Origin of the sequence: Weizmannia sp. FSL W8-0676 (assembly GCF_038593015.1) — a bacterium.
GTDB classification, from domain to species: Bacteria; Bacillota; Bacilli; order Bacillales; family Bacillaceae_C; genus Weizmannia; species Weizmannia coagulans.
In genome coordinates, this window is record NZ_CP151954.1 from 2721656 (window position 1) to 2740648 (window position 18993).

The 18993-nt window shown below is 46.0% G+C and carries 16 protein-coding genes and 1 riboswitch; of the genes, 7 read left to right on the top strand and 9 right to left on the bottom strand.

Features of this window, described 5'->3' with window-relative positions; genetic code table 11:
• Nucleotides 1–293 precede the first annotated feature (293 nt).
• From nfsA to NST20_RS13475, 4 genes are all read left to right on the top strand, one after another.
• Nucleotides 294–1037, top strand: coding sequence for an oxygen-insensitive NADPH nitroreductase (gene nfsA, locus NST20_RS13460; RefSeq protein WP_328005283.1), 744 nt, complete (start codon nucleotides 294–296; stop codon nucleotides 1035–1037).
• A 242-nt stretch (nucleotides 1038–1279) separates the two neighbouring features.
• Nucleotides 1280–2614 (top strand): amino acid permease, encoded by a 1335-nt coding sequence (locus tag NST20_RS13465; RefSeq protein ID WP_342399641.1) that lies wholly within the window; start codon nucleotides 1280–1282, stop codon nucleotides 2612–2614.
• Nucleotides 2615–2925: 311 nt separating this feature from the next.
• Nucleotides 2926–3033, top strand: a riboswitch (SAM riboswitch).
• A 154-nt stretch (nucleotides 3034–3187) separates the two neighbouring features.
• Entirely contained in the window at nucleotides 3188–4078 is an 891-nt protein-coding gene (locus NST20_RS13470; protein WP_237348540.1) for a sulfite exporter TauE/SafE family protein, read from the top strand.
• Between the two features lie 482 nt (nucleotides 4079–4560).
• Nucleotides 4561–5856, top strand: coding sequence for a purine/pyrimidine permease (locus NST20_RS13475; protein WP_342399642.1), 1296 nt, complete (start codon nucleotides 4561–4563; stop codon nucleotides 5854–5856).
• Nucleotides 5857–6063: 207 nt separating this feature from the next.
• On the opposite strand, the gene NST20_RS13480 is transcribed toward NST20_RS13475, so the two are convergent.
• The 3 genes from NST20_RS13480 to NST20_RS13490 form a co-directional block, all read right to left on the bottom strand.
• On the bottom strand, nucleotides 6064–8235 hold the full coding sequence (locus NST20_RS13480) for an ATP-dependent helicase (RefSeq protein ID WP_342399643.1): 2172 nt from the start codon (nucleotides 8233–8235) through the stop codon (nucleotides 6064–6066).
• Nucleotides 8236–8750: 515 nt separating this feature from the next.
• A complete protein-coding gene (locus NST20_RS13485) occupies nucleotides 8751–8936 on the bottom strand; it encodes a type Z 30S ribosomal protein S14 (protein ID WP_013860453.1) in 186 nt (61 codons plus the stop codon).
• 205 nt (nucleotides 8937–9141) lie between these two features.
• Nucleotides 9142–9687 carry a hypothetical protein gene (locus NST20_RS13490; protein ID WP_328229334.1) on the bottom strand — a complete coding sequence of 182 codons (546 nt, stop codon included), beginning with the start codon at nucleotides 9685–9687 and terminating at the stop codon, nucleotides 9142–9144.
• Between the two features lie 372 nt (nucleotides 9688–10059).
• On the opposite strand from NST20_RS13490, the gene NST20_RS13495 reads away from it, so the two are divergent.
• Together NST20_RS13495 and NST20_RS13500 are read left to right on the top strand one after the other, a co-directional pair.
• Nucleotides 10060–10194, top strand: coding sequence for a hypothetical protein (locus NST20_RS13495; protein WP_342399644.1), 135 nt, complete (start codon nucleotides 10060–10062; stop codon nucleotides 10192–10194).
• Between the two features lie 67 nt (nucleotides 10195–10261).
• Entirely contained in the window at nucleotides 10262–10441 is a 180-nt protein-coding gene (locus NST20_RS13500; RefSeq protein WP_236579019.1) for an SDR family oxidoreductase, read from the top strand.
• 272 nt (nucleotides 10442–10713) lie between these two features.
• Here the strand turns inward: NST20_RS13500 and NST20_RS13505 are convergent, their stop codons facing one another.
• The 4 genes from NST20_RS13505 to NST20_RS13520 form a co-directional block, all read right to left on the bottom strand.
• Nucleotides 10714–11187, bottom strand: a complete 474-nt coding sequence (locus NST20_RS13505; protein ID WP_026684082.1) for a DUF523 domain-containing protein — start codon at nucleotides 11185–11187, stop codon at nucleotides 10714–10716.
• A 371-nt stretch (nucleotides 11188–11558) separates the two neighbouring features.
• Nucleotides 11559–12122: an FAD-dependent oxidoreductase gene (locus NST20_RS13510; protein ID WP_019721639.1), complete on the bottom strand. Its 564-nt coding sequence runs from the start codon at nucleotides 12120–12122 to the stop codon at nucleotides 11559–11561.
• 103 nt (nucleotides 12123–12225) lie between these two features.
• On the bottom strand, nucleotides 12226–12672 hold the full coding sequence (locus NST20_RS13515) for a GNAT family N-acetyltransferase (RefSeq protein ID WP_013860456.1): 447 nt from the start codon (nucleotides 12670–12672) through the stop codon (nucleotides 12226–12228).
• A 277-nt stretch (nucleotides 12673–12949) separates the two neighbouring features.
• A complete protein-coding gene (locus NST20_RS13520; protein WP_211062238.1) occupies nucleotides 12950–14161 on the bottom strand; it encodes an ornithine--oxo-acid transaminase in 1212 nt (403 codons plus the stop codon).
• Nucleotides 14162–14326: 165 nt separating this feature from the next.
• Between NST20_RS13520 and NST20_RS13525 the strand changes: the two genes are divergently transcribed.
• Complete coding sequence (locus NST20_RS13525; protein ID WP_342399645.1) at nucleotides 14327–15673, top strand: sigma 54-interacting transcriptional regulator; 1347 nt, start codon at nucleotides 14327–14329, stop codon at nucleotides 15671–15673.
• 93 nt (nucleotides 15674–15766) lie between these two features.
• Here NST20_RS13525 and NST20_RS13530 read toward each other — a convergent pair whose 3' ends face one another.
• Nucleotides 15767–17221 (bottom strand): restriction endonuclease subunit S, encoded by a 1455-nt coding sequence (locus NST20_RS13530; RefSeq protein WP_342399646.1) that lies wholly within the window; start codon nucleotides 17219–17221, stop codon nucleotides 15767–15769.
• Nucleotides 17218–18648, bottom strand: coding sequence for an N-6 DNA methylase (locus NST20_RS13535; protein ID WP_342399647.1), 1431 nt, complete (start codon nucleotides 18646–18648; stop codon nucleotides 17218–17220). Before NST20_RS13535 ends, NST20_RS13530 begins: the two co-directional genes overlap by 4 nt.
• Between the last annotated feature and the right edge of the window lie 345 nt (nucleotides 18649–18993).

The following is an 18993-nucleotide window of genomic DNA, read 5'->3' on the forward strand; positions in this document are numbered from 1 at the left end:
TAAATGGTGCAAAATGGAATCGAGCGCCTTCACTGGCTTCTGCCCCGCCGTAATCATAAAGGAGGATATGATCTCACGGTGTAAATATGGACCTCCCGTCCTCCGCATGACCATAACTCGAAGTTCAATTTGGGTATACCAAAACGAAAATAGGTTAATTTAGCCTTAATCCAAATATTTTTTGGCAGACCATCGTGGCCATGCTGGACAACAAGCACCTTTCATGCCGGCCGTTATTTTCTGTGCTATATTTGAACATACAATGGACTCACCAAAGACAGGAGTGTAAAAGAATGAACACAGTCATTGAAACGATTCTCAATCACCGGTCGATCCGCCATTATGAAGACCGGCCCCTATCTGATGAACAAATCCGCCTGATTGTGGAATCCGCGCAGGCAGCCGCCACTTCTCATTTCGTCCAGGCTTATACGATTCTCGGCATTCAAGATCCCGGACGGAAGCAAAGATTAGCAGAACTGACCGGGAACCGCCATGTCGGAACATGCGGCCATCTGCTCATTTTCTGTGCCGATCTCCATAAACATGCACTTGCGGCGGAAATGGAAGGCGTAGATGCGCAAGATACACTTGAGACAACGGAAAAATTTATGGTCGCGCTCATCGACACGGCACTGGCCGCGCAAAACGCCGCGCTCGCTGCGGAATCGATGGGGCTTGGCATTTGTTATGTCGGAGGCTTGCGCAACCGGCTGCCGGAAGTGGCCGAACTTTTGAAAATCCCGCAATATGTCCTTCCGCTATTTGCAATGACAATCGGCTATCCGGCCGATCCGTCTGCGAAAAAACCGCGCATGGCGGCTGAGCATGTTTATTTTGAAGATGAATACCCGGCTGATGAACGTCTTTTGCGCGATCTGAAGGAATACAATGAAACGGTATCGCAATATTATACAAAACGCACAGACGGAAAAAGGAACGATACCTGGACAGGCCAAATGGCACAATTTTTTAAAGAACCATCGCGCGTTTTCATGAAGGAATTTGTAGAACGCCAAGGGTTTGATAAAAAGTAGAGGGAGCTGGCGCGTATTTTCCTCTGCCCGTCCCGGGGCACAAACTTAAACAGAACGGCGAGATACTACAATGAATGGTGTCCCGCTGTTTTTACATTTTACTTTGGTGAAATATGGATGCATCTGCCATCCGGCGATTCCATTTTTTTGTATATCAATATTTCCTTTTTTCTGCTAAAATAGAATAAATGCTTTAGCACTGAAAAGCGTTTATCTAAAAAAGAAAAGTGAGATTGATAGAAATGGAAAAAAACCAACATCATTTGCAAAAAGGCTTGTCACCAAGGCATGTCCAGTTCATCGCATTGGCCGGGATGATCGGAACCGGCATTTTTAAAGGCAGCTCCGATACCGTCAGCCTTGCCGGCCCGAGTGTTGCCGTTTCTTACCTGATCGGCGGCGCGCTTTTATTCATTGTCATGTCAGCGCTGGGGGAAATGGCGCTTGTCCACCCCGGCCTCAACGTCCAAAATCTGATCCACAAAGCGTTCGGCAGCCGGGTTTCTTTCATTATTGGCTGGCTGTACTGGATCAACTGGGTCATTGTTACAGTCGTGGAACTGCTTGCAGCCGGGAGCTTCCTGCAATTCTGGGTTCCCCACGCGCCATTGTGGCTGCTCAGTTTGCTCTGCGCCGCTTTCATAGTCGGCATCAATTTAACTGAAGTGAAGTACTACGGCGAATTTGAATTTTGGATTGCCGGCATTAAAATCATCACATTGATCGTTTTTATCCTGCTTGGCGCGCTGATTTTATTCGGTTTATTCCCCGGGACATCTTCCATGCTGTCCAACTATACAGCGCACGGCGGGTTTTTCCCGAACGGGCTTCACGGTACGTTCAGCGCTTTTCTGATCGTGATGTTTTCATACGGCGGCGCGGAACTGATCGGCGTTACCGTTTCGGAAACGAAAGACAGCGAAAAAGTGCTGCCGCGTGTCATTAAACAGACCGTTGTCCGCGTCATGCTTTTTTATATTTTGCCCATCCTGATCATTTGCGGCATTATCCCGTGGAACCAGGTTTCTTCCGTGGAAAGCCCGTTTGTGCAGGTGTTCAGCCGCACCGGGATCCCCGCTGCCGCCCATGTGATGAATTTTGTGCTCTTGACGGCCGTTCTTTCTGCCGCCAATTCCGGCATTTATGCCACTTCGCGCACACTGTTCAACATGGCGCAATCCGGAGAAGCGCCGCGCGCCTTTTTAAAAATTTCCCGGAAAGGCGTCCCGCTCACCAGTATTTTGCTGACCTCACTGTTTATTTTAGCCGGCGTGATTCTGGCCTATCTTACGCCGGATGAGGTCATCAGCTATTTGATGACCATCCCGGGATTTACCGTCGTCCTTGTCTGGATCGCCATCTGTGCAGCCGAACTGCGGCTCCGAAAGTCGTATGAAAAATTGCCTTCCTTCCGTGTAAAAGGGTACCCTTTCATGGTCTGGATTGCACTGCTTGCACTGGCAGGCATTTTCCTGTCTTTTTTGCTGGGCGGCGGCAACCCGATTGGTACAAGCATCTGCCTCGCTATTTTAATCGTGCTGGTCGTCCTGTCACTGAAAATCAAAGCAAAGGAATAGGCTTGTGTTGATAAAACCGGTTCCTTTGGACGGGAAGGGGACAGGCACGGGTGGATAGCGCGTATCAAACTGCCAGAATGGGCGGGACCGCTAACCCGGTTGGACTATTGAATAGAAGCAGCCATAATGCCCCCGCGCATCCTAAAACAAGCTTTTTAACACCAATCCGGCGTAAAGAAAAAACTCCCGACACAGCGTAATCTGATGGGGAGTTTTTTCTTTATCCCCCCATTCGTATAAATCCTATAAAAAAACTTGCAATAATTATATTGACTTCCATTTATTTTCTGATAAAATTTTAAACAACAAATCACTTATCAAGAGCGACGGAGGGATCTGGCCCAATGAAGTCCGGCAACCTGCAGCGAGCAGCAAGGTGCCAATTCCAGCAAAATGGGTACCATTTTGAAAGATAAGCGCTTATCCTTTACTCGCTGTCTTTCCGTAAAATGGCGGAAAGATTTTTAATTTCTGCAAGGCCGGCCGTTTGACCCAGGATAGACCCTGATGCGTATAATCCCTCTACATCAGGATGAATCAAATTTATGGATGAAGAAAGCGGGGAACATGAACATGCAAAAATTAATTGTCTTAGCACTTGTCGGCCTTGCCGCACAATTGGTGGATGGATCTCTCGGAATGGGTTACGGGGTGACTTCTACCTCACTCCTCTTGGCTTTCGGAATTGCGCCGGCTGTCGCATCAGCTTCTGTGCATTTGGCGGAGGTTTTTACAACGGCGGCTTCCGGGGTCTCTCATATGAAATTTGGGAATGTCGATAAAGGGATCATTTGGAAACTGGTTGTACCCGGGGCTGTCGGCGCCTTTCTCGGGGCAACCGTTCTCAGCCATCTTCCTGCAAGCACATTAAAACCGTACATTTCTATTTTTCTGATCGCCCTTGGCCTCTATATTCTTATCCGGTTTCTGATCAACGCGCGCGGGGCGTTGAAAGTTAAAAAGAAGACCGGGTCAAACGTATTTTTCATCCCGCTCGGCTTTGTCGCAGGATTTTTTGATGCAACGGGGGGCGGCGGCTGGGGCCCTATCGCCACACCGGCTTTGCTGTCCAGAAATGACATCGAACCGCGGAAAGTGATCGGCTCGGTAGATACAAGTGAATTTGCCGTATCCCTGGCGTCAAGCATCGGTTTCCTTTTATCCCTCGGCGCTATGCAGATTAACTGGATCTGGACGATCGCCCTCATGCTTGGCGGCCTGATCGCCGCACCGATTGCAGCCTATCTGGTTAAAATTTTGCCGGCTCATTTGCTGGCTGTCATTGTCAGCGGCATGATTGTGTTCAGCAACGTGCAAACTTTATTAAAAATGGCCGGCGCCGGAAGCGGGTGGTACGGCGTTACCTATACAGCCATTGTGGCAATATGGGCAATCCTCATTTTCTATACAATCAGAAAACACAAGCGGGCAGTTGCCAGCGCCAGCGTAAGCGTCGCAGAATAAGGAACATGTTCGGGCAAGGGATCCATTGCCCAAATTGTTTTTTTAAAGCCGTTTTTGACAATAAACGGGCTGAGGCGTTTCTATGCGAACGAACAACGCCATTTTTGCTTCCTTTATGCAGATGCCCTCTATGTGAAGGAAAGCGGCCCCGTTTTTCCACCTAAACCAGCCATTCCTTAACCAGGCACCGGCAAAAATGATCCATCACCAATTTTTCAATACCGCACGCCTAAGTGAAGGCAGGCCGCAAACTTCTTTTAGCGGCAAATGCACAGAGGCGCGTTTTGTGATTTTTTTGTGGGCCAAAACATGGCTTACCCGCGCCCGTCCGGTTTGCAGCCCCTGTTTATGCCGCCGTCCGCCATGCCCGCTTTCCCTCCCCCGTTCGCGAAATGGTTTATGTTTAAAATGTAAAATCTGTTTTGCTATAATTATATTTACTGGTATTTTCCATTTTTTTGAACGGAAAGAACGGTGTGCCTATGAAAACATTTATTTCGTCGCTGCAATGGATGGCATTTATGATCGCCGGGTCGATCGCGGCCCCGATTGCCATTGCGGATGCTTTCCATTTCAGTGCGGGCGAGACTGCCCTGTTTGTGCAGCGGACGCTTTTTGTGCTCGGGATCGGCGGCCTTTTGCAAGGAATTTTCGGCCACAGAATGCCCATCAATGAAGGGCCGGCCGGACTGTGGTGGAGCGTGTTTGCCATTTATGCAGGGCTTGTCGGCAGCTTGTACACTTCAAGTATTGAATCTCTGCAATATTTGGCAGGCGCGCTAATGGTAACCGGCATCTTTTTCTTTCTGCTCGCTTTTACCGGCCTTGTGGACCAATTAAATAAACTGTTTACGCCGGTTGTGACATTTATTTATTTGCTGCTGCTCGTGCTGCAGTTGAGCGGCTCTTTTATGAAAGGGATGCTCGGCATTTCGGGGGCCCATCAGGAAGTCCGGCCGCTTGTTGCCGTTTTGAGCCTTGTCACAGTATTGCTTACATTCTATTTTGGCCATGTAAAGAAACCGTGGGTCAAGCAATATTCGATCATGCTCGGCTTGATTTGCGGCTGGATTTTGTTCGCGCTTTTCGGCGAAGCACCGGCCATTACATTTGGGAAAAGCTGGTTCTCTCTTCCCGCCGTATTTGATTTTGGAAAACCGCGTTTTGATTCCGGCGCCGTCACAACCGGTGTATTCATCGGGCTTTTATTAACTGCGAATATGATTACGTCTGTGCGCGTCATGGGAAATGTGACGGGAGTCCGGCAAGAGCGGGTGCGGAGCAGTCTGTTCATATCTGGCATCAACCAGCTGCTTGCCGGCATCTTTTCCGCTGTCGGCGCAGTGCCGATTGCAGCAGCGGCAGGCTATGTTGCACAAACCGGCATAAAAGTGCTGAAACCATTTTTGTACGGCGCTTGTTTCGTTTCCATTATTGCGCTGCTGCCGCCGCTCGTGCATATCATGTCCGCGATTCCCGCGCCGGTCGGCTATGCCGTTACCTTTGTAGTCTTCACACAGTTGGTCGGCCTTGCCTTAAATGACCTTGAAAAAAGCCCGGACAAAGAGATTGCCCATACAACAGCGGGCATCTCCTTCCTGGTCGGAATCGGCGCGATGTTTTTGCCGGCTCATGCAACTGAACATTTGCCAATGGTGGTGGCAACTTTTTTAAACAACGGCTTAATTCTTGGTTCTGTGGTCGGCATTTTAACAGAACAGCTGCTGATTTGGAGGAAAAAAAGAAAAATGCAGGAAAACAGCATCCGCGAGCAGTAATGCCAAACAGCAGGGAATGCTCTGCTCCCATTTGCACGGGGTCCCGTGTCACCAACCGGATGCAGGCTTTGCTGCAATCATCAAAATGGCCTGCATCCCTTGCCTTACATACAGCCGCGAGCCCTTTGCGGCGGTCAGGGGTGCAAAAATGCCGGGAGATTCCCGGCATTTTTTATATCCGCTTCAGTTTTCCTTCTTCACACACGATTACCGACCGGCTTCCTCAAGCAGCCCCATTTCGATGCAGGTCGGGATAGACAGTTTCACCGTCCGTTTTTCGAACCGGATGGCCATGGTGTCGCCGTTGATCTCTATAATTTCACCATGGCCAAACACACGGTGCCGGATTTTTTTGCCGGCAACAAAAGCGGAGGCATCCTTCATTGCATTCGGGTTATACGGTATGGAGACCGTCTTTTTGCCGATTCGGGCAACTGCCATGTCCGGCTTTGTTTTTGCCGCCTTTTCAACATTGTTGACAATTTCCTTCACCGCTGCAACAAACGGCGAGTCCATTGTCCGGGTTCCGTCCCGTTTTTCATAGCTGACCATTTCCAGCGACTTTTTCGCGCGCGTCATGGCCACATAAAAAAGACGGACCGATTCTTCCATCAGTAACTCATCTTCTTTTTCATCGTCACCCGGAATGATCCCATTCACCAGGTCAATCATATATACTTTTTCAAACTCCAAGCCTTTAGAGCTGTGAAACGTCGAAAGCGTCACAGCATTCCGGCCTTTGTTCCCTTTCGCCGTTTTTAAAATTTGCGCCAAATGCTGAAGACGCGCGGCAAATTCCTCCATGGTGGAAAGCGTGTCCGCGATTTCTTCGAGTGTGTTTAAAATGCCAATCAGGGGATCCTTTCGAAATCCTAATCTTTTGCACATGTTTTCGAGCGCTTTTTCATAGCCGAGCCTGCCGCGAATAACATGAATCGCATCCAGCGGCGGCATGCCCCGCATTTCCCGGAGCGTCTCCTTTACTTCACGCACTTTTTGGACCTGGTAGTCCTTCAAATGTGCGTATTGGATTAAATTGTCAAAAACAGATTGGTTATTATGGATCCCCTTTACCGCTTCCATCTGCTGTTTCGTAATATAACCGTCCAGTTTCGAATGGACCTGCGCGAGGATATCCGCCCGTTTATCGGTAAACGTGAGCCGCATCACATTCAAAATATCCTGGACGACCCAGTGGGAGAAAAAGCGGTTGTCGGTATCTTTGAGATAAAACGGAATCCCTTCCCGGTCAAATTCGTTGATCAGGGCAATCGAAGACATATTGTTGCGGTACAGCACGGCAATTTCCGAGAAATTTTCGGATGCGGCAATGTTTTGGGCCAAATATTTTGCCTGGTATTTATAATCCGGCAGGCGCACAAACCGGATCGGCCCGGCAGGCGGGTTTTCCGTGAACATGTTTTTATCATAGCGGTGCTTGTTGCGCTTGATAAACAGGTTGGCAGCCGTGACAACCTCTTGAGATGACCGGTAATTTTGTTCCATAAATAAAATTTTCGCATCCGGATACACTTTATTAAAATTTAGCAAGTAGGACGGCTCCGCACCCCGCCAGCTGTATATTGACTGATCATCATCGGCGACAACGCACAAATTGCGATGCCGGCGCACAAGCTTTTCAACAATGGCATGCTGTACCATGGACGTATCCTGGCTCTCATCCGTCAGCACATAGTCATAACGCCCCTGATACATACGGAGAAGATCAGGATCACGCCTTAATATTTCATTCGCATGCGTCAGCATATCATCAAAATCAAGAAGCAGCTGTCTGGTGCCCTGCTTTTTAAATGCCTCATACTCCTTTAAAATCCGGGCAGCTTCCGGCACACTCGTCGCCACCTTCCCCCATTTTGCAGGCGGGATCATCTTGTTTTTGATATAGCTGATATACGTCTGCAGTTCCTCCAGCTGGTCTTCCGTGATCCTCTCCCCGTTAATGGCCTTGTATACATCCCGCAAAATTCTTTTCTTATGGTACGGCCCCGCCTCGCCTTCAATCAGCTGGAAAGGGATATGGGCCCGCCTGAAAAATATGCGGACAAGTTCGAAAGCAAGGCTGTGGATCGTTGAAAAATCAACGGGCGGAAGGTTCGGAAAAAGCTTTCGGAACCGGTCTTTCATGTCAGCGGCAGCGGCCCGGCTGAACGTAATGGCTTTGATCCGTGCAGGTGCCACCCCTTTTTCTTCAATTAAATAGCCGATCCGCATGATAATTGTCGTCGTTTTTCCGGACCCGGGAGAAGCCAAAAGCAAAAGCGGACCTTCCGTTTGCTTTACGGCCTCTTGCTGCACTGCATTCAGCACAATTCCGGACTCCTCTTTTTTACGGGTAAAAAAGTCTTGTTTCGTGTCCATTGACATTGCTCCGTTCCAATTGCTTTGGTTTAATAGTAGCATATTGGAACGGAGTGTTGACATAAAATCTAACCATTCAGTTTTGACAACTGTCTCATATGTATAAAAATAGTTCTCAATCGCATTCGAAGGCTGCCTTCAACATCTCACAATCGAGAAAAGCTTGACACATACCTCGTCATAAAAGGTTTTGCCTATGACGACATTTTCCTATGTCCTCCCTTTTTTTCATTTTCTATAAAAGAAAAATTTCTGCATGCATGCCGAAATTCCTTTTAAAAAAATCAGAAGGGAAAGCTTTTGGATTTCCAAGTAAACATGCCGGCTGTACTGGAAATCAAGGTACCCGCTCCGCCTACGCGGTGTACCGATGATGGCCACGCTTGCCATCCCCGCTGATTTTAGAGTACCACCGATTTGTTAAATTATGATAAAGAGGGATTAAAGAATTTACAAAGATGCGGAAAGAACGGGGATATGTATCCCGTGCCCCGAAAAAGGGGAGCGGGGAAGGCTTACCAGCTGGATTTCTTTACTCCCGGAATCTCGCCTTTATACGCAAGTTCCCGGAAACAGATGCGGCAAAGTTTGAATTTGCGGTATACCGAATGAGGACGCCCGCACCGCTCGCAGCGTGTGTAAGCCTGAACTTTAAATTTCGGCTCACGTTTTTGTTTGACAATCATCGATTTCTTTGCCATGACGTTTGCCTCCTTTCTATGCGTTAACAGTTTATTTTACTATAAATTTAATAGAAAAGATAGTGGAATATTTTGGAATTATAAGTAAACCTTTCTAAATAATTTTTCAAATCACATGATACTTCGTTCATCTTAATATAGAGATGCAAAAAATTCACCTTAAAAAGAAATCAAATGGAGAAGCAACTTCTCCATTTGATTTCTTTTAGTTATTTGGGTTTTTAAGTAATACTCTGTTTTCAAGAGATGTTTTCTTTTTAACTGTAACTGTCTTCTTTTTTCCTGTTTTTTTTCTTTTTCCGTCCATTGCCATCCATTGAACCATTGTCACTTTGTAGTATTTATAAACACTTCTTACTTGAAATTGGCCTTTTTTTCCTTTTGGAATCTTTGTTTTTGTTGTAGTAGTAAGTGAATATTTTTTAGAAAAATCGCTAGATAATCCAGCCTCTATTTGTTTAACTGGGATACCTGCAGAAGCTGTCACACTAATTGACGAAGATTCTTTATATACTTGTACTAAGGTTGTTGGTCCATGTACAGCCGCCCCTACATCTCTCCAGCCTCCAAAACTCTTTTTAATATATTTTGGATCCCCGCTTTGTATCCAATAAGTATAAGTTGGTTCATTGCCAGATAGTTGAGGTGTAGCCCCTCTATTACTAGTTGGTGTTGCAGCAAGGCTGCTGGATGGAAATGCAAGTACAATTAGCAAGACAGCTGTTAATAAACCCAAAATTCCTCGTTTCATGTTATCACTCTTAAAGATTTTTTCATTGAGAGCCCTTGCCAAAATGCTATATCCCCTGAAACTGTAAGCAGTCAGACAATTAAAGGTCGTTGATTTATTCCACTAAAGAAAGAAGACGTTTGTAGGAACATTATGACAAATGCAAAAAGAAATTGTGAGTTTTTGATTTTAATAGGATAAATTTGCTTATTATAAGTGCCAGAATTTTATCACTTTTTGAGGCTTTGGGCGAGTTTCAATAGATTAGGCTACTCATTCCTGTGGAAAATATTGTAAAACGGAAAAGGATGATTTTTTTTGAAAAAAAAAGAGCCGTGAAAGCCACTCCTTTGCTAAGATATAAGTACGACCAAATATCCAGGGAGTGATTTCATGGCTATTTCTATTCTAACACAAACCAGAGACTTTTCAATACAACAAAATTTGACTTACCACAAACCCATCAATCCTTCACATGGAAAGAGACTGCTTGAAATCACCATTTGCGGGCTTTCCAATGTTCAATAAGTCTTTTTTATTTGTTTTGTTAATTGAACTTTCATATTATCCTATGACAAACCGGTTGCTGAATTTGATGAAGATTATTGAACAGTTCGGTTTTACGGAAGGAGAATATGCCCCGCTATTGAGCTTACTTGGTCGATTCGGTCAAGCTCGGGAAATCGCCGAAGCAAATCTTTGGCTCGCTTCCGACGCATCATCCTATGTAACAGGAACAACGATTCATTTGGATGCAGGTTATACTTCAAGATAAATTTTTGTCAGATTCTCCATGGTGAGTAAACCGGAATAAACCTTTCCAAGGGGATTTTTCTAACCTCATTGGAAAGGATTTTTCTTTTTTTGTGCAGAACGAATAAATTTCCGGGAGAAATTCCAAATTAACAAAGTTTGGAATTTTTTACATAAAATAAAGCTACTTATCCCTCCAATACATAAGGGGGTGTCTGCCTAAAATCGTAAAATCTAATGTTGAGCAATTTACTATTCTCTTCTTTTAGTTCTTTAAAGGTGCCTTTTTTGATATTAAAGCATTTCTTCCAACTCTTCCAACTCTGTAAGCTCTACATCTGAAATAACTTTGATTCCGTTTCTTTTTAATAAAGCAGAAGTCACTCCATTGCCGGGTACCTTTTTGCCGCTAAATTCACCGTTATAAATCATTGAACTTCCGCATGAAGGACTATTTTCTTTCAACACAACAGTTGTGATCTTCATCTTTTGTACCAGTTTTAATGTCTCATATGCGCCTTTTATATACATATCGGTTACATCTTTTCCTAACCGATCTACCACTTTTGCCCGGCCATCCAATACATCGAAGCCATCTCCTTGAATGATTTCGGCAGGGATCCTTGGTATTGGAAGACCTCCTAATAGTTCCGGACAAGCTGTGATAGCGCGGTTCTCATCTACTAACCTCTTGATTATGTCACGAAGGCAATGTTTCCCGTCATAACGAACTTCTAGTCCTGCTAAACATGAACTAACTAAAATCATTGATATTCAACCCCATTTTACTATGTTAATATTAAAAAAATCGGTTAGTTTCTCAAACCACTTTTGAATGGTCCGATCCAACTAAAAAGCAAAATGACACCAAAGACAAGTTCTCCCAAAAAACGTATCTAACAATCCTCCCATGGATGGGAAAGACGGCTTTCCGCAAAAAAGGTTTGATGATTGCCTGAATCTCGCGTGTACCGGCTGCATCCCCAGTGCCCGGCTTTGCAGTGGGTGGTTTGATTTTGGAAAAACAATAAGCATGTCAGAATGCTTATCTGCGACGAATTCTTTTCAGTTCTAGCCCGCATTGAAAAATAAAGAAAACGAAAACCGGGCGGAGTTTTGCCCGGTTCGTTTGCAACGGCTTATTTTCCTAAAACATCGTGGTCGACCCAGCGTTTGCCGTCGATTTCACTGATGAGGTTAACAGCCACTTTAGCGCCGTCGCCTGCTGTGATAATCGTGTGCATGGAAACGCCGGCAACCGTTCCGCATGCCCATACATTCGGGACATTCGTTTTTCCTTGCGCATCCACTGCAAAAACGGTTTTTACGCGTGGTTCTGTTGCCGGTTTGGTTTTGACGCCAAGGGCTTCCCCGAGGCTTGCAATCATGCCGGTTGCAAGAATAACGTATTTGCTTTCGTACGACTCTTGTTCTGTTTTAATGGTAAAACCATTTTCCGTTTTTTCAATCGATTCAACTTTTTTGTCGACCAGTTTGGCACCGAATTGCGCTGCCTGTTTTTTACCGGTTTCGACCAGGTCTGGTCCGGTTATTTCTGTTACACCGTAGTGATTTTTCAGCAAAGCCCGCTTGGTAGCGCTCGTGCCGCCATCAAAAAGCACTGTGCTTTTCCCGGCTTTGGCCGTAAAAATAGCGGCACTTGCCCCGGCCGGACCAGCTCCAATAATGGCAATTTCATACATCGACCATTCCTCCCTTACCATTTTAAGTATAGACCGGCAGATGGGGAAGTTCAAAAAATACACTTTGGAACCGGATTACCGGTTTTTCTCATTCTCTTTTTTATCATAAATGCAGTTCCATCCATTCATCCACTTCCTGGAAACCGAATTTTTCATACAACGGCTTGCCCATTTCAGAAGCGCCAAGCCAGATGTTGGAGATGCCGGCCTTTTTCACCTCATCAACCAGTTTTCCCATCAATTCTTTCGCGATCCCCTGGCCGCGGTATTCTTCTTTTGTATACACATTTGTAATGTAGGCTTTCTTCCCGCTTTTATTCACATAGCTGGGCGGGAATTCGTAAAAAATGACGGCCCCGCAAGCAACGATTTCTCCTTCGTCTTCCGCAAGCCATTGGACCATGGAGCCTTCTTTTAATTTCTTTTGAAAAAACTTTTCCAAATCGGCATCAATGTCCGTCTTTGGTTCGATGCCCTGGGCAACCTGCTGCTGCTTTCTAAGCTCTATTAAATGATGAAGATCATCAAGATGGGCTTTCCGGAATTCCATAGCTGCGCCTCCTTCATCACGGTTATGAAAGACAAATCTTAAGCGAACCGCCGCTTTCAAATACTTTTTGCTACCCAGGAGACAAACCTTTAAATATCCTTCGAGTACCCCACTCGAACGACATATGATTTCCCAAATGAATGTATGGCGTGGCCCTGCCGGCAATGTATAGTGACTTTTGGCAGGCCACCCAAAAAACAGTTTGCATGTGCGGGCGCCTCTTATATTCTTTCCAATCAAAAAAGCCGCCCCGCCGTTTGGCAGAGCAGGCTTCTGATCATTTTTTCTCCTCAAAAACTTTCCGGATCCGTTCAATTGCCCATTCCAGCTCTTCTTCCGTTATGACAAGCGGCGGGGCAAATCGGATGACATTCTCATGCGTTTCTTTGCAAAGCAGCCCTTCCTCTTTCAATGCTTCGCAATAGGAGCGCGCCGGTTCCGTGAGCTCCACGCCGATGAAAAGGCCGCGGCCGCGGATTTCCTTAATCGACGGGTGCTTGATTTCACGCAGTTTCTCCAGGAGCACCTGTCCAAGCCGGAGCGAGCGTTCCACCAGTTTTTCTTCTTCAATCACCTCAAGGCTTGCGATCGATACCGCGCATGCAAGCGGATTGCCGCCGAACGTTGAGCCGTGCGACCCCGGGTTGAATACACCCAGTATTTCTTTATTTGCAGCTACACAGGAAATCGGCATGACACCGCCGCCAAGCGCTTTCCCAAGAATGAACACATCCGGGGTAACACCCTCCCAGTCAACCGCAAACAACTTGCCGGTCCGGCCTAACCCGGTTTGCACCTCGTCTGCCATGAAAAGCACCCGGGACGCGCGGCAAATATCCGCTGCTTCTTTTAAAAACCCGGCCGGCGGAATGTTGATGCCAGCTTCCCCCTGGATCGGCTCAACAAGGAACGCTGCCGTATTCGGAGTGATGGCTTCCCGCAGCGCTTCCGCATCCCCGTACGAAATGAGCTTGATGCCCTCAATCATCGGCCCAAAGCCGCGTTTATATTCTTCTTCCGATGAGAGCGACACCGCAAGCAGCGTACGGCCATGGAAATTTCCGGTACAGGCAATGATTTCCGCTTTATTGTCCGGCACGCCTTTCACATCATATGCCCAGCGCCGTGCAGCTTTGACCGCCGTTTCCACCGCTTCCGCCCCGGTGTTCATCGGCAGCACCATATCCTTTTTCGTCAGTTGGCACACTTTTTCGTACCATTCGCCAAGTTTGTCGTTATAAAACGCGCGTGATGTGAGCGTCACACGGTCCGCCTGGTCTTTTAATGCCTGAATAATCTTCGGGTGGCGGTGCCCCTGGTTCAGTGCCGAATAAGCGCTCAGCATATCCATATAGCGGCGGCCGTCCGGATCCTTCACCCACACCCCTTCCGCTTCCGAAATGACAACCGGAAGCGGCGCGTAATTATGCGCACCGAACTGTTCCGTTTTTTCAATCACTTGCTTCGCCTGCTCTTTTACTTGTGCCATTTTGTTTCCCCCTTCTTTTCAATGTCCCTATCCATTCATATGCAAAAAGAATGCCATCATGAAAAAAAGGCCTTCGTGCGGTTTTTTCAGTGAAAATGCAAAAAATTTTTGCATAAAGCCGCAAAATATTTTAAAATTTTTATCATCGAAGGGGGTGGACGCAACATGGAAGAAACAAAAGATGTACTCCTCGCGTTGTACGAAACAATAATGAATCTCGTCGATGCCGGCATTCATGCAGTGGACGAAGAAGGGCGCACGATGATTTACAATCAAAAAATGCGGGATATTGAGGGGATGGACAGCCGTGAAGTACTGTATAAAAAGTTGGAAGATGTTTTCCGCTTTCGCAGCAGTGAAGAAAGCACCTTGTTAAAGTCGCTCAAAACCGGAGAAGAAAGCCATCTTGTCAAACAGACGTACTTTAACAATAAAGGCCGCGAAATTACTTCCGTCAACCATACGTATCCGTTTTATTATAAAGGAAAATTGGCGGGCGCTGTTGAAATTGCGGAGGACATTACGAAAATTGAGCGCCTCATCCGCCGAAACCACGAGCCCCATACCGGTTACACATTTCATCATATTATCGGAAAAAGCAAGGCAGTTTCTGAAGTCATTGAATTTGCAAGACGCGCCGCCCGTACTTCCTCCTATGTGCTGATTATCGGTGAAACCGGGACGGGAAAAGAGTTGTTCGCGCAAAGTATCCATTATGAAAGCGAAAGAAGCCGGGGACCGTTCATCACGCAAAACTGTGCAGCGCTTCCCGATAATCTCATTGAAAGTATCTTATTTGGTACGAAAAAAGGGGCATTTACAGGGGCCGTTGACCGCGCAGGGCTGTTCGAACAGGCGGACGGCGGCACGCTTTTGCTCGATGAAATCAATGCATTGAACATTCATTTGCAGGCAAAACTTTTGCGGGTGTTGCAAGAGAAAAAAGTGAAGCGGATCGGGGGGACGCAGGAAAAGCCGGTCGATGTGCGCGTGATCGCCACCATGAACGAAACGCCTTACGAAGCGATTGCAAATCACCGGCTGCGCAAAGATTTGTACTACCGGCTTGGTGTCGTGACGCTGCTTATCCCACCGTTAAGGGACCGGCTGGAAGATTTGCCCCTTCTCACCGGCCACTTTATTCAAAAATACAACACTCTTTTTCAAATGAATGTCAGGGGAATAACACCGGAAGTACTTACTTTCTTCCGTTCGTACCGCTGGCCTGGCAATATACGCGAGCTGGAGCATATCATTGAGGCAGCGATGAATGTCATGCTGGATGAAGACATGATTGAACTCCGCCACCTGCCCATGCAGTACCGGCAGTCCGGCCACTACACTCCGGCGGCGGAAAAATCACCGCTTTTAAAAGACCGGCTGCTTGAGTATGAGAAACAATGCATTTTAGAGGCACTTGAGGCAAACGGGTCGAATATATCAAAAGCAGCAGAGCAGCTCGGATTGAGCCGGCAAAGCCTCCAGTACCGGATGAAACGGCTCGGGATTTGACGTGGTAAAACACAGCGGCTTCAAAGATCACCTCTAGCCAGGCAGTTAGAAAAAGGCAGGGGAATCAACAAACAGCCCCTGCCATGATTACGCTTATTTCACTTGTTCCTGCAGCACTTCTTTTAATAACTCGATCGCACTTTCTTCGGTCGGATCATTCGTTCCAAGCTCGCCGCGGAAGGCTTTGGAGAGGATGGATTGTTTTAATGTTTCTAGTTCATACTTGGTTTCGATTATCCTATAGGCAATATCATCTCTTGTGAAAATTTCATCCAAAATATCTACTATTGCGTCCTGTTCTTCTTTGGGTGGTAATGGAAATGGGTAGTTTACTAAAAATTCTTTCGGTACCCTCTGTTGTCCGACAGCCCCTGTCATCTCCCCTTTGGCTTCTAATCTGAATTTCTTGGAACGGACTAAGTAGTGGAGATATCGCTCGTTGATATATTCGTTTGTTCTTAAAACATGAAATTCAGTTGATCCGAAGCCAAATCCATTTTTAAGATTTTTTGCAATAGCCGATTTTCCATTTTCCATACACGGTGTTATTTTGGCAAACAGCACATCATTTTCTAAAAAGAACGTATAGCCTTTCTTTACCTTTGCATATTCCTTTTCTTCTGGTGACTCAATTTTTCCGGTTTTATCGCTTACGGCAGGCATTGGAACAAATGTACAAATTTGCTGATCAGAAATTTCTTCAAGTTTCTTTTTGGGAGGATTTACTTGGACCACCTCTCCCAACCTCACCATTTTCCATGTGTCAGGAATATTTAATTTTTGCTCTACATTAGAAGAAACATTTTTGGGCTTCGTGAAGCGGATGATCTTATTGTATAAAACCTCAGCACTTTCAATTTCCGGGTGCTGCTCTCTCCACTTCCTCGTCAGCTCCCCCTGAAACGCCTTATCCAAAATAGCCGCCCGGCGAAGTTCAAACGTTTCCTTCGCTTCCTCAATCAACCGCTTTGCTTCGTCGATTTTACTTAAAAGCCGCTCTACTTTGGCTGCGATACGTATTTGTTCCTTTAAAGGCGGTACTGGAAAAGGTATTTTTTTTAGTTTCTCCACTTGTACTCCTTTTACTGTAGTTCCAGTTGACATAGATTCAATTAATGTACGGTTTACAGTAAAAAATAGCCACAAAAAATAAGGTTGTATTTGAATTTTTGGTCTAACTATTTTCAAATCTTGATTGATAGCAGTCGAAATCTTTGTAATTGTGCTTTTACCAGGAGACATTCTAGTTATTAATAAGAGCTCGTTTTCGTATGCCATAGTCGTTGAACTATTTTCTAATCCTGCAACAGTGATTTTATCTCTCGTAGTAACAAGATATCTTCCTTTTATATCTTTAACGGTGGCCCAAGGAATGTCACCATCCCAATATTTGTTATAACCTTTTGGAGGTGTTCCTCCACCTATAAAGTCCAATAAAAATTTTGAATATACCCAAATCCAATTCCCCGGTACTTCATACGGCTGCTCTTCCTCCGGCACCAATGCTTCTTCCAATAACTCCTCCATGGTCTTTTGCTTCTTCCTCACTTCACGACCACCTCATCCGCTTCCACAGCGCGCAGTTCGTCTACCACTTCGCCCAATAAATCCATTGCCTGCTGCAGTTTTGCGATCGCTTCTTCTGCCGATTCAACCGGGTCTGGCAAGTTTTCGTAGGAGGACAATGACGCATCCGCGATCAGGCCGATGTCGAGGCTGTCACCTTTTTTCGCAATTTCTTCCCGTGTGAACACATTCCAGCGCTCGTCTTCCACTTTCGACCGGTCTTCAGCTTCGTAGGCTTTCATGAAGTTTTCGAAATGCGCCATCGTCAACTGGTTGCGTTTGCCGAATGACGGCATATTCGTGCGGAGGTCATACACCCACACTTCTTTTGTGTTGTCCCGGTCAGTTTTTCCCCTCGTAAAGAATAAGACGTTTGTTTTGACACCTTGTGCGTAAAAAATACCGGTCGGCAGCCTTAAAATCGTGTGCAGATTGCATTTGTTCATTAAGTCACGACGGATTTGCGCACCAACGCCACTTTCAAACAGCACATTATCCGGCAAAACGACTGCTGCGCGCGCTTTGCCATCATCTTTTAAGGCATTGTAGATCAGCTGCAGGAAATTCAATTGCTTGTTCGATGTGTCAAACGTCAAGTCATCGCGCGATACCCGTTCGCCGCCTTTTTTTGTGCCAAAAGGCGGATTTGTTAAAATGACATCCAGATTTTTCATCCATTTCCCGTTGTTGGATAAAGAGTCGCCATGCTCAATACGCCCTTCCATGCTGTGGAGCAGGGCATTCATTAATGCAAGACGGTGCGTGTCTTTTACCAGCTCCATCCCGGAGAAAGCTTCCTTCCTCTGGAATTCCGCCATTTGCGGATCCAGATCAAAATAGTCATCCGTTTTCTGTCTTACATAACGGTCCGCTGCAATCATAAAGCCAAAAGTGCCGGCTGCCGGATCCGCGCAGCGCTCGCCGATTTTCGGGTCGACCAGCTGCACCATGACATCAATCAGGACGCGCGGTGTAAAATATTGCCCTGCTCCCGATTTCTTTTCATTCGCATTTTTTTCCAGCAGTCCTTCATACAGATTACCGAGCCCTTCTTCTTTTGCGCTGTACCAGTCGAGGGCATCAATCGATTTAATGATTTTTTCAAGGTTTTTCGGCTCTGAAATGCTGGTCGCTGCATCGCTGTAGATATCGCGCAGCATTTCATTGCCGCTTGTGCCCAAATGCAGCAGCAAATGCTGATAAAATGTTTTTAACTCCGTTCCTTCCTTGGCCACAAGGTCATCCCAGCGATAGCCTTCCGGAATGGCAGACTCCTTTTCTTGTTCTTTCATCATTTTTAAAAACAGCAGATACGTTAATTCCGTCACATATTGCTGATATGTAATCCCGTCATCCCGCAAAACATTACATAAGTTCCAAAGCTTTTGTACGATTTCCTGGTTGTTCATTTTTCTCCTCCTGTTTTTACTGCACATGTTACTTGCAATGAAACAAGCCCTTCTATATTCCAAAGAAAAGAACCCAGTCACTTTTTGGGAGCTTGCATTCAAAGGAGCTGGGTTCTGCCTGTATATGATATAGGCTGCCTTTACTTTCGTTCATTTTTGGTTTGAAAAATTTGCACGGATTGGTTTTGCAGCATTTGTACTGTTTTTGCTTTTTCCCGAATTTGACTCAGGCATTTTCGCTCTTCTGATGGCGAACCTGGTTCCAAAACCCATTTGATAAAATCATCTTTTTCCTGCCTTGTTTCAAATTCAATATCTATTGGGGGGTTATGGAAACTATACAAT